Source organism: Microcoleus sp. LAD1_D3 (assembly GCF_036702135.1).
In the GTDB taxonomy this organism is placed as follows: Bacteria; Cyanobacteriota; Cyanobacteriia; order Cyanobacteriales; family Microcoleaceae; genus Microcoleus.
In genome coordinates this window covers 1-14884 of sequence record NZ_JAUBSB010000098.1, presented here as the reverse complement: position 1 = coordinate 14884, position 14884 = coordinate 1, and the positions used below count along the sequence as shown (strand labels likewise).

15 protein-coding genes are annotated in these 14884 nt (G+C 44.2%); 10 read left to right on the top strand and 5 right to left on the bottom strand.

Annotated elements, in window-relative coordinates; genetic code table 11:
• Positions 1–208 precede the first annotated feature (208 nt).
• Positions 209–358, bottom strand: coding sequence for a hypothetical protein (locus QUA74_RS28290; RefSeq protein ID WP_333335776.1), 150 nt, complete (start codon positions 356–358; stop codon positions 209–211).
• 288 nt (positions 359–646) lie between these two features.
• On the opposite strand from QUA74_RS28290, the gene QUA74_RS28285 reads away from it, so the two are divergent.
• On the top strand, positions 647–823 hold the full coding sequence (locus QUA74_RS28285; RefSeq protein ID WP_333335773.1) for a hypothetical protein: 177 nt from the start codon (positions 647–649) through the stop codon (positions 821–823).
• A 182-nt stretch (positions 824–1005) separates the two neighbouring features.
• On the top strand, positions 1006–1218 hold the full coding sequence (locus QUA74_RS28280) for a hypothetical protein (RefSeq protein ID WP_333335771.1): 213 nt from the start codon (positions 1006–1008) through the stop codon (positions 1216–1218).
• Positions 1219–1513: 295 nt separating this feature from the next.
• Here the strand turns inward: QUA74_RS28280 and QUA74_RS28275 are convergent, their stop codons facing one another.
• Positions 1514–1870: a hypothetical protein gene (locus tag QUA74_RS28275; protein WP_333335769.1), complete on the bottom strand. Its 357-nt coding sequence runs from the start codon at positions 1868–1870 to the stop codon at positions 1514–1516.
• A gap of 334 nt (positions 1871–2204) precedes the next feature.
• Here QUA74_RS28275 and QUA74_RS28270 point away from each other — a divergent pair, with 334 nt between their 5' ends.
• The 5 genes from QUA74_RS28270 (at position 2205) to QUA74_RS28250 (ending at position 5686) form a co-directional block, all read left to right on the top strand.
• Complete coding sequence (locus tag QUA74_RS28270; RefSeq protein WP_333335767.1) at positions 2205–2393, top strand: hypothetical protein; 189 nt, start codon at positions 2205–2207, stop codon at positions 2391–2393.
• A gap of 408 nt (positions 2394–2801) precedes the next feature.
• Positions 2802–3203 (top strand): plasmid mobilization protein, encoded by a 402-nt coding sequence (locus tag QUA74_RS28265; protein ID WP_333335764.1) that lies wholly within the window; start codon positions 2802–2804, stop codon positions 3201–3203.
• A 65-nt stretch (positions 3204–3268) separates the two neighbouring features.
• Positions 3269–4867, top strand: coding sequence for a relaxase/mobilization nuclease domain-containing protein (locus tag QUA74_RS28260; RefSeq protein ID WP_333335761.1), 1599 nt, complete (start codon positions 3269–3271; stop codon positions 4865–4867).
• A gap of 284 nt (positions 4868–5151) precedes the next feature.
• Entirely contained in the window at positions 5152–5490 is a 339-nt protein-coding gene (locus tag QUA74_RS28255) for a hypothetical protein (protein ID WP_333335758.1), read from the top strand.
• Positions 5491–5560: 70 nt separating this feature from the next.
• Positions 5561–5686 carry a hypothetical protein gene (locus tag QUA74_RS28250; RefSeq protein WP_333335755.1) on the top strand — a complete coding sequence of 42 codons (126 nt, stop codon included), beginning with the start codon at positions 5561–5563 and terminating at the stop codon, positions 5684–5686.
• Positions 5687–6193: 507 nt separating this feature from the next.
• On the opposite strand, the gene QUA74_RS28245 is transcribed toward QUA74_RS28250, so the two are convergent.
• The gene (locus tag QUA74_RS28245) at positions 6194–6925 is read right to left on the bottom strand and encodes a Fic family protein (RefSeq protein ID WP_333335778.1); all 732 of its coding nucleotides are present in this window, start codon (positions 6923–6925) and stop codon (positions 6194–6196) included.
• Positions 6926–7198: 273 nt separating this feature from the next.
• Here QUA74_RS28245 and iscB point away from each other — a divergent pair, with 273 nt between their 5' ends.
• On the top strand, positions 7199–8473 hold the full coding sequence (iscB, locus tag QUA74_RS28240) for an RNA-guided endonuclease IscB (protein ID WP_333335752.1): 1275 nt from the start codon (positions 7199–7201) through the stop codon (positions 8471–8473).
• Between the two features lie 443 nt (positions 8474–8916).
• Here iscB and QUA74_RS28235 read toward each other — a convergent pair whose 3' ends face one another.
• Positions 8917–10026 carry a hypothetical protein gene (locus QUA74_RS28235; RefSeq protein WP_333335749.1) on the bottom strand — a complete coding sequence of 370 codons (1110 nt, stop codon included), beginning with the start codon at positions 10024–10026 and terminating at the stop codon, positions 8917–8919.
• 241 nt (positions 10027–10267) lie between these two features.
• Between QUA74_RS28235 and QUA74_RS28230 the strand changes: the two genes are divergently transcribed.
• Positions 10268–10891 carry a siphovirus Gp157 family protein gene (locus QUA74_RS28230; protein ID WP_333335746.1) on the top strand — a complete coding sequence of 208 codons (624 nt, stop codon included), beginning with the start codon at positions 10268–10270 and terminating at the stop codon, positions 10889–10891.
• 435 nt (positions 10892–11326) lie between these two features.
• Here QUA74_RS28230 and QUA74_RS28225 read toward each other — a convergent pair whose 3' ends face one another.
• A complete protein-coding gene (locus tag QUA74_RS28225) occupies positions 11327–11551 on the bottom strand; it encodes a hypothetical protein (protein ID WP_333335743.1) in 225 nt (74 codons plus the stop codon).
• A gap of 189 nt (positions 11552–11740) precedes the next feature.
• Between QUA74_RS28225 and QUA74_RS28220 the strand changes: the two genes are divergently transcribed.
• Positions 11741–14830, top strand: a complete 3090-nt coding sequence (locus QUA74_RS28220) for a hypothetical protein (RefSeq protein ID WP_333335740.1) — start codon at positions 11741–11743, stop codon at positions 14828–14830.
• Positions 14831–14884: the final 54 nt, after the last annotated feature.

Here is a 14884-nt window from a genome sequence, read left to right as displayed (position 1 = left end):
GTTAATAGTTGGGATTCAATCCAGTCAAGCAAAACTTTCCATTATATCATAAAATTATTTTGCAAGAGGTCTATTATATTTGGAGGAATGGTTTGCTCAATATCTCCTGCGATCGCGATCGCTGTGATGGGTTAGCGATCGTCGGCAACACCTAAGCGATGCTCTTGTCTTTACCCCTGTCCTATAAATTAATATTGAGGCCTCAGACTTAATCGCAGCCTGCCTCCGATTGACCGTCGCCTCCTTCAGCTCCTTTTTCACCAGAGCTTGCTTGTACTGGATGACGAGAGCGATCGCACGCTTGTCTGTCCAACTGAAGAAACTGAGAAACTAAAGTTGGTGGGGGTGGCTGTCCCATTACCACTACAAAGAATTATTTTAAGTCCTTCTCATAAGCTAACCAGGTATTGGTACTCGTGCGATCGCGCATTCATCGAGCGCCTTAATATCTTGCTCGAAGCCTAAGTCAAAAGTAGCATTAGAGGGTATTGTCGCATCTATGAGCTCGGCAGCGGCAGGCTGGAGGTTTACAACCTGAACAATAGGTTTTACCAGCAGTGGGTTCCGAACTTGCGCGGCCCTGCATGCGATCGCGCCAATCGGCGTAGAGTTAGGGCTGTGGCAGGGCAGCTATCAAAACCAAACGATGCTGTGGCTGAGGTGGTGGGACACAGAGGGCAATTTGCTGCTGACAGGTACACAACGAGCCTCTAGAACCCAACAAACACTTTTGGATGCAATTCCTCGGCTGTTGGGAATGGGATTGAATGCAGAGGAAGTGGCAGAAGCCCTTGTCAAGCTCGATCGGACAATAACAGTTTAGCCGATTGCAAAGCGGGGGCCCGACAACAACATTTCACTCGACTTTTAAGGCTGACATAACGGCTACTACGCTGCCAATTTTTTCGCACTTCTGAAACTTGATTTTTAATTCAATTTAGATAGCGTAACTTGACTATTAAATCAATTCAGCTTTTGTTAAAAACGCTAAAAAATAGCTAATTGTTGGGGAACGTTAAAGTCAGGCATTTGCAGTATAAAGTCAGGGATTTGCAGTATAAAGTCCGGCAAGTGCAGGTATTTGCAGGAACGGCACTTTACCTGTATTTACCGGAAAATATCCTGCAAACGCCTGAATTTTTCGGTCAAATTACTGCTTTTTTGTGTCGAGCGTACATTTGCTTGTTGAGGCAGGTTATGGCTGTTCTCAATCGGTAGCAAGCAATGGTTTTGTGATCACAAACCTGACTTTTACGTGCAGAAACAAAAATAATGCACCCTTATGAATGGGGCATCCTAGGTGTCAAGCCGCTTGATTTTTACCCGCTCTTCGACTGTGCCGGCTGCTCACATTGCTCCTGTTGTTGTGACAACTTCGTAGCAGCACTGGCGTCAATTCCTCCCGTCACACCTGGGTAACGAGCGAGCGACTTGAGCGACAGCTCGATCGCCCACAACAGAGCTCATAGAATCAAACAGGCTCACGGCTACCAATCTCGCGCCGTAGCTTCAGCTATTGAGGAGGATTTTGCGACGGCAATCGACGCGGGCCTTTCTTGCATCGGTCGATATTGTGGCGATAGTTGGCGAGACGCAATTTGAAGAGTTTAAGCAGGTAAAAGGTGATGGGCGATCTCATAAAAACGCATAAAAACGCATAAAAACGCATATTGCCGAAACTTTTCCTAGGTCTGCCGCTCTTGGATTTTTCCTTGCTGACCACGGAGAAACCAGGAGCGATCGGCTTGTTGGGCAGTCTGATTGCTCCTGGTTGATTCCCCGGTAAATCGATAGGGAATAAGAAATTACTATTTCTATAAATGGATAGGCGGGGAAATTTGATTTCCTTGACCGGCGTTGCAACAATCACAGACGCTCTCGCCCTTAAGACACCGTATTATGGTCTGCTCTTAACCTGCCTTCATACCAACAGTTTAGCCGATTGCAAAGCGCGGGCCCGACAACAACATTTCACCCGACTGTCAAGGCTGACATAACGGCTGCTGTGTTGCCAATTTTCTCATACTCCTTATTTGATTTTTTATTCAATTTAGATAACGGCTACTGTGTTGCCAATTTTTTCGCACTTGCTTAAATTGATTTTTAATTCAACTTAGATACTGTAACTTGACTATTAAATCAATTCGGATTTTGTTAAAAGGGCTAAAAAATAGTTAATTGTTGCGTCAGCTAAAGTCAGGCATTTGCAGTATAAAGTCAGGCATTTGCAGTATAAAGTCAGGGCTTTGCAGGTATTTGCAGGGGCTGCACTTTACCTGCATTTACCTGAAAATATCCTGCAAACGCCTGACTTTTTCGGTCAAATTACTGCTTTTTTGTGCTGTTCGTGTCTTGACCTGTTGAGGCTGGTTTTGGCTGTTCTCTCTCGGTAGCAAGCAATGTTTTTGTGATCACAAACCGCACTTTTACGTGCAGGAAGAGAAATAATGCACCCTCCTTTTACGGAAGCCTAACCGTAAGGTCGGGTTTAATACTTTCTTTAGCTTTAATGACAATTGTAACTATTTGTACTACGATTTAAGCTGAATATTCTATAGCTCTAAGAAATTAGAGGGAGAAAATGCTTCAAAAGCAATTCAACAAGCTCATCACTTATTCAAGTGCGATCGCACCTAAATCCACTATTCTATACAAATAAAGAAAATTATAGTCAGTCTCTACCTTAATAAACTGTCTAAACAGCCCTCTCCAATTGGGGGGGATAAAATCACCTGAATAGCGCTTGTCGATTACAGTTGTTAACTTGTATCTTGGGAAAAGGTTTTTACTGATTAAAAACTATGAAGACTTTACCGGAAGCCAAACCTAGAGAGCTGCTATCCAACCATATTCACATTCGCCTCACTGACTCTGACTACAATCAAATTAAAGCAAGAGCAGAGCAAGCCAATTTGAGCATGAGCGACTTCATGCGCCGCGCCGCATTGAGCAGAACCATGCCACGCCCTCTAGCTGCATTTGACTTGAAAGCCTATCAAGTTTTATGCAAGATTGATGCCCAATTGAGAATTGCAGGAAACAACCTCAATCAGATTGCTAAAGCTTGCAATAGTGCTGTGGCATTGGGAGAACCAGTTGTTGTCAATACAGGACTCTTAGAAAGCGTACAGCAACTCATTCGAGAAAACGGGAAGGCAATTAAAACAATAGTTGCAAACCTCGCCAAATCTACAGTACGCTAATTATTAACAAGGCTGGGCTTTACCGCCTGAGCAATCCATGCTATGAAACTGACGGCTTTTCGGTTATGATTGGCAAACAAATCAAAGGTACAGGCTTTCGGGGCTGTCTGAACTACGTGCTGGGCAAAAAAGACGCTGCTCTAATTGGCGGTACTATGTGCGGACAAACTCCTGAAGAACTGGCTGCTGAATTTGCCATCGCCCGACAACTAAGACCTAACCTGAAAGTAGCAGTTTTTCACGCCACTTTATCTGTCGATAGCACCGAAAAACTCGAAGATTCTGAACAAAATGACCAACGCTGGCTGGCGATTGCAGCCAACTACATGAAAGCGATGGAATTTGACAACAACCAGTACGCAGTTGTCAAGCACAGCGATACAGAACACGACCACATTCACATCGTCGCCAGTCGCATTTGCCTAGATGGAGGTGTTGTTGACGATAGCTGGGACTATTACAAAAGCCAAGAAACTATTCGCCAGCTTGAACGGAACTACAACTTGGAAACTGTTACACCCAGTTGGGAAACAGACAAGCGAGCTCAGACTACAGGAGAACACAGGCAATTAAAAAGCAAGGGAAACAAGAGCGTCAGGGTGCAATTGCAAGACCTAATTGATGAAGTTACCCAAGACAACCCAAGTATGCCAGAATTCGTTGAGCGGTTGCAGCAACAAGGTGTAGAGGTGCAAGTCGGATTGACTCGAACTGGAATCGGCTTCAGTAAAGGCATTTCTTACAATTTAGATGGGGTAGCTTTAAGCGGCACTCAGTTGGGTAAAGCCTACACTTTTTCTGGATTGCAGAAGCATCGAGGCGTTAGCTATGACAAAGGGCGAGATAACGCCCTAATTGAGGCTTTAATGCAGCCACAACACTTAGCTATCGCCCCCTGTGAGGCAGAGGAAAATGAGTTAGAGTTGTCACAATCTGAGCTAGAAACAACCACACCTGCAACTCCTGCAACAGCAAATGAGTTAGAGTTGTCACAATCTGAGCTAGAAACAACCGCACCTGCAACTCCTGCAACAGCAAATGAGTTAGAGTTACAACTGTCAATCCTGCCAGAAAGGAATGAAACTCAGTGGCAAAAAGTGCGCTCGCATCTAGCAGTCGAGTACAGTTTACCTTTAGAATTGCTTAATTTATTGCACTCTCATTCTTGGCTGTATGCCGGCTCAGAAAAGGCTGTCTTTACGGCACGGACGCTTGACGGGGAAGCCCGGTTCGCTTTTGTTCTCGATGAAAGAGGCAACTTTAGTACAACCCATCCCCTATCATCTGAAGCTGCTTTCTGGGTAGCCACTACTGGAGAAATTGAGCGAGCTGTGATTGCCTGTAACCCAATCGAAGCCCTTTCAATTTTGCTTATTGAACAGGATAACTCTACAACAGCACCACCCACAATTTACCTAGGAATTGAACGAGCTTCACAACTGCCTATAGAATTCTTACAAGAACTCGATAGCGTTATTATAGCGATCGCAGAAGATTATATGCTCGCTCGAAATGCGCGATCGTTGCTACCGGATGCAGAACTTGTCAATCCACCGTCAAGTTGGAATGATATCTGGATACAATTAATTGAGCAAGAACAGCAAACTCCTAAACAAAATAACCAACAGTATAAACGGCACACCCAAGACATCGAACTGGATTAGTTATGATTCTCGAAAAAAGTGAGTATTGTTTAATAAAAACGCTATTTAAAAAATTTCTAATTTGCGAGCTAAATTACTGATAGTGCTCCCACTAAGTATTACAAATTGGTGAATAGATTTATTAACTATTTTTCCTTAATTTGCTAAGGAAATTGAGACGGCGGTTGCTCATTTTTTTTGTGAGCCGACCTTGACAAAAAAAATATTTATACGTTTTTTCCTAAAAGTTAGTACAAAAAAAATGAGCGCTGTCGCGCCAAAAAATAAAGTATCGGAGATAAAAAATGGAACTATCACAGACCAACATCTATTACTTCAATAATTTAACCTGCGTCCACCAAACAGAAAACCAACTCTACATCATGGGTAGGGAAACAACTCTTGTACTGAATTTTCAACAAACAAGCTATGAAACAATCGACAAAATAATCCACGCTCTGCGACTTTTGAGAGACAAAAAAGTCCTAGACAGAAAGTCAATTATCGAGCAAGAGCTGCTGGCCTTAAACTTCCAATTCCCTCTCGAAAGCAGCAACCGTAGCAACAACGACACCAACAATGGTAGCAGCAATGGTAGCAGCAACGGCAGCAACAAAAACTGCGAGCTAAAAATCGACTGGTAATTCAATTATGCCGGAGAGACAAGTTTGTTTCTCCGGCAGCCAATAGCAAACATTAAAACCACATTCAAAAATGGCAAACAAAATGGCAGGATATGTGTATCTCCTGCACTTTGATAAGCCGATATGTTCGAGTCGTCCGGCGCAACACTACGTCGGCTGGACACTCATATTTGGACGAAAGGCTTTGGAAACATAAAAAAGGCAGAGGTGCTAAATTTTGCGCCGCTGCCCGAGAACGCGGAATAAACTTTGTCTTGGCAGAATGCTGGGTTGCAGACAAAAGTTTTGAGAAGAGAATCAAAAGGCAAAAAAACCACAAACGTTTTTGCCCTCTGTGCAAAAATTGAAAGGACAAATCAGCTTTTTTGTAGGAAATGCAATTCCAATAGGAGGAAATATAACAGTTTTCAAGCATTGTCAGATACAATTGACCGATTGACTGATTACCTCTTTTCCATTACCAAGAAGCTAATTTCCCGGTCTACACCGCTTTCATTAGCTTGCATAAATAGTGAGAACTGGGTGTTAGGTTTTGTACTTCAAGTCAACCTCCAGTTGCTTGTGTAGACCTCTTGCAAAAGTCCTTTTCATCAATTGATCGGACGGGCAAGATGCCCATCCCACAAGAAAAAATAACTCTTGTGGGATGGGCATCTTGCCGGTCCTAATTATTTTTGCAAGAGGTCTTGTGTAATTCCTGTATCTATTGCTTTCGCCAATGCGCCTCCACCCCTCGTCCCCGACATTGTAAATGCCCAGCATCTCTTTCCCGGCGCAATAGACGGCGAATCAAATCAATTCCCACTGTTGGACACCGTTCCTGCAATTCCCTAATAGAGAATTCTTGAGGCAAATTGTTAATCGCATCCAATACGATCGCCGTTTTAGTTCCTTTTGCGGATGTAACATATCCCACCCGCTGTTCAAACTCCCGATAAGCTGATAGCAGCATGACTCCTAAGAAATACTCCCACCAAGGTAATAGGTTGTGTGGCCCTTCATGCCATCCTTGGGAAGATTGGGAAAGCGTATCGTAATAGCTTTCCTTAGTTCTCTCCACAATCCGTTCCAGACTAATAAATCGCCCGACCTCATAACCGGCTTTGTATAGCAGCAACAAAGTGAGCAACCTTGCCATCCCCCCGTTTCCATCTAAAAAGGGATGAATGCACAAGAAATCTAAAATATAAGTTGGAATCAGCAATAAAGGTTCTATCTCGCCCGATTCCCAGAGGCGATTAAACCGTTCTTGCAGGCGTTCCATTGCTGCGGGAGTAGCATAAGCGGGAGTAGGCCGAAACCTCACCACTTTAGTCCCATCAGGATAAGTAGCGCTAATTTCATTATCCACTGTTTTCCAGCGCCCGCCTGTATTAACAGCAAATTGGTAAAGGTCGCGGTGCAGTTGTAAAATGACACCTGGACTAAAAGGAATGTGGTTATAACTGGTGTAAGGAACCCCACGCTTAAAAGCGGGGGCTTTTGGGAAGTCCGGCTCGTTCCGAGCGGTTCAAGAAGAAAGCTCGAACCTTACCAGAGACAGGATTAGACCTCCGTTTTTTGAGTCATGATACCGGAGAATGCGACGCTAGTTTTCCGCTCTATCGCCAAAAGTTAAACAGGCTTAACGGGGTTAAACCAGTGCTTTTGACACAACAAGCTCATAAAACATTCTCGAAGCGAACTTTACCCAGCAATGGAGGACTTTATGTCTAATTTCGTTTTTGTACTTGATACCCAAAAACGACCGCTCAATCCAATCCGCCCAGGAATGGCTCGTAAATTGCTAACCACTGGCAAAGCTGCTGTTTTCAAAAGGTATCCATTCACGCTAATTCTCAAAGTAGAGGTAACGGTATCCCAACAACCCATCACTCTTAAAATAGATCCTGGCTCCAAAACCACGGGCATTGCATTAGTCGAAGGAGAAAACGTAATCTTTGGTGCAGAACTAACTCACCGAGGTCAATCAATTAAAGCCTGTTTGGAGTCTCGCCGTTCACTGCGTAGAGGCAGGAGAAATCGCCATACTCGTTATCGAAAAGCGAGATTTCTAAATAGAACTCGCCCTAAAGGATGGCTGGCTCCAAGCTTGCAACATCGTGTCGAAACAATCCTGACATGGGTAACTAGATTAATGAAAGTCGCTCCCATTAGTTCTATTGCTCAAGAACTTGTGCGATTCGACTTACAACGACTGGAAAATCCAGAAATTAGTGGACTGGAGTACCAGCAAGGCGTTTTATGTGGTTACGAAATCCGCGAATACTTGTTGAATAAATGGGATAGGAAGTGCGCGTATTGTGGAGTTACGGATACACCGCTACAAGTCGAACACATTCATCCCAAAGCCAAAGGCGGATCTAATCGTATTTCTAATCTTTGCCTTGCTTGCGAAAATTGTAATACTCGGAAGGGAACTCAAGATATTGAGCAATTCCTCTCCAAAAAGCCAGAAATTTTGAAGCGAATTCTATCTCAAGCAAAGCGGTCTTTAAAAGACGCAGCAGCAGTCAATTCAACTCGCTGGGCGTTATTTAACCGACTTCGTATGAATGGCTTGCTTGTTTCTACAGGCAGTGGTGGTCTAACAAAGTTCAACCGCACTCGATTAAATTTAGCTAAAACTCACTGGTTAGATGCTGCTTGTGTAGGCAAAGTCGAAGAATTAAAAGTGCTGACTTCTCAACCGCTGCTAATTAAGGCAGCAGGACACGGTACTCGACAAATGTGCGGCACAGATAAGTTTGGCTTCCCAATTCGTCACAAGTCGAGAAAGCAAATCCATTTCGGTTTTCAAACTGGCTATATTGTCAGCGCTACCGTCACAGCAGGCAAGAAGGTCGGCACCTATGTGGGACGAATTCTTTGCCGCGCATCCGGTTCGTTCGACATCGCCACAACGACGGGAAGAGTAGCAGGAATTAGTCATAAATATTGCAAATCTATTCACAAAAAAGATGGCTATTCCTATGGATTTTAATTCAAGGCGACTGAAGTCGCAGCCGCTTTCCTCCCCATGTCTAAAGCCAGGGGCTTCTCGCTCGTTTTCTGGTGAATTGTAGTTAGCACGTCCCGATAACCTGCAATTTCTTGTTCTGAACGATCGCGGCGTTGTTTTTTCTGTTACTAATTTCTTAATCCGTTCTAGCGGCACAGTAATGCCTTCAATGCGGTTAGAAGATTCGGTACTCTGAATAACCGCAGCTTGGCGCAAAGTGCCTAAAACTTGTGGGGCTTGTTGTTTGAATAACTCCTGCTTTCCCTTGTACTCTCCAAGCAAACGAATTGTTTGCAGAAGTCTTTGGTTGGGCTGTTGACTTTCAATGAACCCCTCTTCAAATGACAGCATATCTATTTTATCTCCTTTGTATTAATTATAAACATTTATTGCAGTCAATAAATCGGATATTGCGTGCGCTCGCATCAAAACTTTGAAACCCGATTGCAAGCAGAACCGACGCCAAATCCAGATAAATAAGTAAGGCGATAGTTGCTTTTAGCCATAGCCCTTGCCTCTGTTGTTGTCCAAGGTTTGACGCTTAGCAAATCGGGCTCAGTTTCCAGTTGCTTTAAATAAGAGCGATCGCCCGTTACAAAGGCGATCGCCTGAGCCAAGAACTTACAACAGCTCAAAGGAGCCTGAACCACCTGCTTTTCAGTAAACCTAACCACAATCCAATTCCACTCTAAGAATAATTGATTGCGACGCATATCGCTGTCAGCATCGCAGCAGTGAGTGGGCTTCTTAGATTGGCCAGCATAAGGTTCATCAATCTCGACATCAATTCCTATCCCAGATGGAGTGTGAATTACAGTAAAATCTGCTGAATAGCTCCTCTGAGATAACGGAATTTTAAAATCTGCTGCTTGGACAACTTCCTCGAAATATTGCTGTAAGTATTGCAAAAAGCGTTGTTCACTCACTCCTTGCCGAGCTTGAGATGTGCCATTAGGACTAACCCGAAGTGACATCAAATCCTTGAGCGATCGATTTCTCTGCTGTAAGTCAATTTTTACACTTGTAAAAACTGTCTGCAACCCTTCTTTTCCTAGCTTAAAACTAGAAAATTCCTGCTGTTTGTTGGATAACGTCTCTTGTTGGGATAATCTTTTTGGTTGGGATAATATCTCTTGTTGGGATAACATCTCTTGTTGTTTGTACTCAAGAACTTGCTGCTTATACCTGGATAGCAGCTTTTGGCGACAACCAAACACATAACTATAAGCAGCCGCAATTAAACATGAATAAGCAGCTACTATCAACAGCATTTCCCACCACAGCCAACCCCAAGAAATAGCTAATAGCGGAAGTGCGATCGCACCATAGAGCCAAAACACCCAAATTAACCACAGCAACTTGACAGGTAACACCACAGGTGGTTGAGGCGGAGTCAGCAAAACAACAGGTTGACCGAATTGTTGAGTTTCTTGAAGTTGGGATGAGGTGGCACAACTAGAAGTTGCCTCTGGCAAAGGATATTGATGGCAGAACTGCATTACCACTTTTGGGTACAAAACTATAGGATAATTCATAACTTTAAATACTCCTTTTTTTAAGAGCGCGGTCGCGCTATTTTTAAGAAAGTTTTTTGAATTGTATGCAAAAAATCACCCAGTCAAACTCACAAAATTTTACTCATTCTCAACCAGTTAGCCAAATTCAAAAGAACAAACAAATCTCTCTTAAATCCGACGCGGCAACAATGGCTGCGCTTACTCAACTCGAAGAACGCCGCGATTATTATCACACCTGCATCAACGGAGGATACTAAGCATGAATTTAGCCACAGCGACGCTTGCTCAAAGTTCAATAACTGCGGCTCAAGTTTGGCATCAACTAGAGTCAGCAGAAAGCTCAGAAGAAATTGACCAACTGCTGCAATCCCTTTGGCAAACCCAAGAAACCCAGGAACTCGCGGTTGATGCTCATGCCGACTTAGCCGACCAAATTGATGCCGAAATTGCAGGAATTACAGCCCGGATGCAGTATTTGATAGAACTGCATTCAAGAGCTATCAACAAACTCCAGGGGTGGAGAGAGCGGTTAGACCAAACCGTTCTATACTTCAACGAGTGTGGCGTATTAACTTCCGAAATTCTCGGCAAACACCGCCGGATTACTGTTAAGGAAAATCCGCCTACCTGTGAAGTTTCGATCGAGCCATCTCAACTGCCAGAACCCTATCGCCGAGTCGAAACCAAAACCGTAATTTCTGCCGACAAAAAGGCGATTGCAGACGCTTGGAAAAAAGGAATGCCTGTAGATGGCACTAGGGTTTTCCGCAAGCGCAAAGTGGTCTACAGCTTGCTTCCCGGTAACAATTTGCACTCTCTTCAAGCCAACCAGACGCTTGAGAGTCGTTCTTCGGATAAAACGCAGTCCAAAAAACGGCGTTAGCCATCTTTTCAGGTGTCACAAATACCTTGGTCTGACACCTGAATTGTTAGACATCTCCGAATTATACACCTCCGAAAAAGAATGTGAAACGCTTGTTTTGTAAGAGCGAAAACTTAATTTTTCTCGATATAGCCTTTTTCAGTTAGCTAGGTAATTGGTACAAGGTGATTGGTACAAGGTAATGCGTAATGAGGCATGGTAAGGGAGCAGGAATGGTTCACGCCGGGCTGGTAGCTAACACGATCGAAAATTACCAATCCTGAAATTAACTATTACCGATTACCGATTACCTTGTACCGAGCTTGGGAGTTATGAATTTTCAGTTGTGACTTGTGAATTTTAAGAAGTTTCTTTAACTCACCACTCACGCATTCACGCCTTCAAAACTCAGGAGAACCGAAGCGTACCTCATGATACTGAAAAGTGCTAGCTCTATTACAAATCAATCCAGTATTGAGGGTTTTCAACTTGTTCTTCAGTGACGTTGAACAACTTTGACGCTCTACCTTTAATAACCCCGCCAGCATCGATGCTCAAACCTCCAAACTGCTGACTGTTTTCACCTTCTCCAAAAGCAACGCGGGCAAGTGCATCGCTATCGCGATCGGAGAAATAATCTCGCCGGCTTTCCATAGCCGTAGTCGTGCGAACTACTTTCACTTTTTTTCTCCACATTGGGATTATCAATCTCATTGTAACACGCTACTTTCCTCTTCTAAACCCCTCCAATTGGAGGGGGTGAATATCACTCAGTAGCAGGAATTTGTGAAGCAACACCCTTGTCAAAATCTGGACTATTACTGTGCGTAAGTCCTAAAAATGTAAAAACTAGGATTCAGGAGCTAATCAATGAGCAGAAGAAAACTTACCCCAGAATATCGCTCCACAGAATGGGTAGCTGGGGAAGGACTAAAAATCCCAGTCTTTGATATGTCCTTGACTGACGGTAGAGCAAAGGGGCGGTACCAAGCTGAATCAGAAGTGCTGCGTAACTCCCTGCTTGAACTGCTTTTTGAACCTGAAGAACTAGCATCCCTAAGCATCGTTAAACCAGACCCAAATGATAGCAGCTTCGACCCTCTGAAAAACATCGATTTCGGAGATGGTATTACCAGAAGAGTTGCTTTCAGCTCAGGCAAAAATGTGTACTTTGCAGACATTGAACTCTCAACCAAACTGTTGAGCGTATTCAAAACTCAACCCGACCACGCCTGTCGCTACGGCTCACTGCTAGTTAGCAGTTGCAACCTTGGAGCCAAATTGTTAGATAGCTCCCTTGACGGCGAAACCTTGCGAGTCAAAATTGTTGATTCTCAAAGCGATGACCAGAGTGAAAAAGCGAAAGCTCATAAGTGGCAAACCGGAGACTGTCACGGTAAAATTTCACCGGCACTAGCCCAACAATTAGGAGGGAATTACAACCGACCTTTTCAATTCAGATTTGCCTGGATGCAGGAATGGGGACAAGAAGACTGCCACACTCCAGAAATTAGCTTTCTTGCCAAAGGAACGCTGTTGCCTGATGCTAATTTAACCTCCGACTTGGGTTATGATATCATCATGGATCGCTCCTCTATCAAAGGAGTTGCTAAAGAGCAATTAGCTGAACTTATCCCCTGTGGCGACTACGAATTTCCCAAAGCTATACTGGGAAATCGAGGCAACGCCAAAGTAACTGAATACGAAAATTCCTGGCAATTTTCGATTTGGTATTCCGAAGCAGCTATTGGGGCTGACATAGCCACACCGACCAAAATTGAAGCCCAAAAGCTCGCTGACTTGCAAAATAACCGACTGCAACTTGCCAAATACTTAGTGGAGCAGCACGACAAAAAAGCTGCTTTTCAATCTAGCCTTCACGAAGACAGCAGCGGATTAGAAGACGAAACAGATGAAAAAGCCCAACGCAACGAGTCCCGGCTAATTTCAATTTTGAGGAACGACAAACTCGGTCAACTCCTCGACTTTCCCAAAGTCGTCGATTTCATGCAAGAACAACTGGCTAAAAAGTGGAAAGACTTAGCAATTAAAGGAGCAATTCATCATGGTTCAGCAATGGCTCAACCTTGTGAAAGCCTCAAGCCCGGTACAATTGTTGCCCCCCACTTGCGACACGGCACAGAAGTCATCGTTACCCGATACCCAATTGTCAGTAAAGATAACATCCGCCGCTACACAGTAGACAACAAAAGCCATCGCGCATTAACGCAATACAAAGGGTGCGTTTTCATTCGCTCTGACCAAGCCATGCAGCATCATCAATGTGATTTTGACGGCGATCAATTAGTGATTACGCCTGCTTCCCGAATGCCGAATATCGCCTCTGAAACCAGGCACGCTAATCAAGAGAATGAGTACGATGCAGTTGAGAAGCGAGAGAAAGTTGACTACACTAAAGCTACCGATAGTGATGGCGATCGCAAGTATACCAAATTGCGGCAAATTGCCGTAGCGATCGCCCAAAATAAAATCGGTTGGGTGGCTACCTTAATCGGGAGAGTGCAATCGTCAGCAGCAGAACCGGGACAGCCAGAAAGTTTATTCAATCAACAGAAGCGGCAGCTTCTTGGAAAGCTGTTTGATGCCCTGCAAATTGAAGTGGACAGTCCCAAAAGTGCTACTCGTACAGAAGACCACCACCCCACCTTGTTGTCCAAGGCTAAGCAGTGGTCAGAACAGCACCCAAGCTACCTATTTGACTACAAAGACGACCCCAGGCTTTACAAAACGGTGCCATTACCTATAGGAGACGGCACCGCTATCAATTGCATTGCTAGGGAGGCTGTTAACCCAGAGTGGGAACCGACTCGTTTAAAAAGCCGCCACCGCGACGAATTTCGCTACTTGTTCGAGTCTCCTTCTGACTTAGATGAGCGAGAAAAATGGGAGAAATATTATGTCAGGTGGGCGCAAGATATTAAGGAACGCTATCGAGAAAGGATGGGCGAAATTCACTTGGAGTGCGGCGGCGATTCTAAGGCAATTAAAGAAGCCGTCAGCAAGTTATACGAGAGCTTAAGAGCCGATGTGACCGAAGCTTGGACTGACCCTGAAGAACGGTTTTTAGCTGCTAGTGCGATGTGGCACGTCGAAACCGCAAATCCCAACTTAGAAGTTCCTCGCAAAGCTTGTAAGGAACTTTCTCGGCAACTGCTGATTGAATTCAACCTTGAACCTGAGTACGAGCGACTGCACGAAGCTATGCCAAAAGACACTTACGTTCTGAGCGTCCCTTTCGAGGAATTTGAACGGGACGGTAGCAATAAGACTGTTAGGGATAAGAAGCGACAGCCAGTTGGCAAAGACTTAGCTGGACATTGGAAAGAATTGTTAGACAGCAAAGGCATTAAATATGAAGCAACTTTGCATCCGAGCCTGCCAATGGTCAATTTTGCCTTAATTGAACCCAGCGACAAACTGGTGGGAATTCTTGAGAAGAAGTTTTGCGAAAATGTCAACGACATCGACAGTTTAGACTTAACTTACCGCGATGGTCTTGGTCGCACCAAAGATGTGAGTTCACGCATTGTAGCTCCTGCAGATTATACTTGGCTTGAGTCCCAAAACCAAACACCTAAAGCAGCATTGGTTCTCAATTTGTTTACAGATGAAATTTGCCAGCAATTGCAAACCTTTCAGTTTGACAGAGCTGAACTGATTGGGCAGAAGTACAATGACTTGAAAGATGTTGACTTTAGCAGTCCCAAATGGAGGCAGAAAACATTGACTTTTGAGGTGGGTTCTGTTTGCGGTACCGATTCAAGGCGCGACGGCAGCCCTATTGTCCTCCTTGACGGACAAGAATTAGCTATGTTCTCTGCTAATTCACCTAAATTGCCGATCGGCACTACCTTTGAGGCCACTATTGAACCCTCGCCAAAAGGCAGCGCTCTGATCTTAAATATCAACCCTAGCTCAATGGCACTGAAAAAGGCTTAATCACGCCCGCAGTTTAGCTTTCAAGACAGAGCGAGGTTCCTGCATTCGAGGATA

What these genes read in the sequence shown, in the direction of transcription:
- QUA74_RS28290 (WP_333335776.1), bottom strand. Translation starts at nt 358, where the DNA reads ATGGGACAGCCACCCCCACCAACTTTAGTTTCTCAGTTTCTTCAGTTG.
- QUA74_RS28285 (WP_333335773.1), top strand. Translation starts at nt 647, where the DNA reads ATGCTGTGGCTGAGGTGGTGGGACACAGAGGGCAATTTGCTGCTGACA.
- QUA74_RS28265 (WP_333335764.1), top strand. Translation starts at nt 2,802, where the DNA reads ATGAAGACTTTACCGGAAGCCAAACCTAGAGAGCTGCTATCCAACCAT.
- QUA74_RS28260 (WP_333335761.1), top strand. Translation starts at nt 3,269, where the DNA reads ATGATTGGCAAACAAATCAAAGGTACAGGCTTTCGGGGCTGTCTGAAC.
- QUA74_RS28255 (WP_333335758.1), top strand. Translation starts at nt 5,152, where the DNA reads ATGGAACTATCACAGACCAACATCTATTACTTCAATAATTTAACCTGC.
- QUA74_RS28250 (WP_333335755.1), top strand. Translation starts at nt 5,561, where the DNA reads ATGGCAAACAAAATGGCAGGATATGTGTATCTCCTGCACTTTGATAAG.
- iscB (WP_333335752.1), top strand. Translation starts at nt 7,199, where the DNA reads ATGTCTAATTTCGTTTTTGTACTTGATACCCAAAAACGACCGCTCAAT.
- QUA74_RS28235 (WP_333335749.1), bottom strand. Translation starts at nt 10,026, where the DNA reads ATGAATTATCCTATAGTTTTGTACCCAAAAGTGGTAATGCAGTTCTGC.
- QUA74_RS28230 (WP_333335746.1), top strand. Translation starts at nt 10,268, where the DNA reads ATGAATTTAGCCACAGCGACGCTTGCTCAAAGTTCAATAACTGCGGCT.
- QUA74_RS28220 (WP_333335740.1), top strand. Translation starts at nt 11,741, where the DNA reads ATGAGCAGAAGAAAACTTACCCCAGAATATCGCTCCACAGAATGGGTA.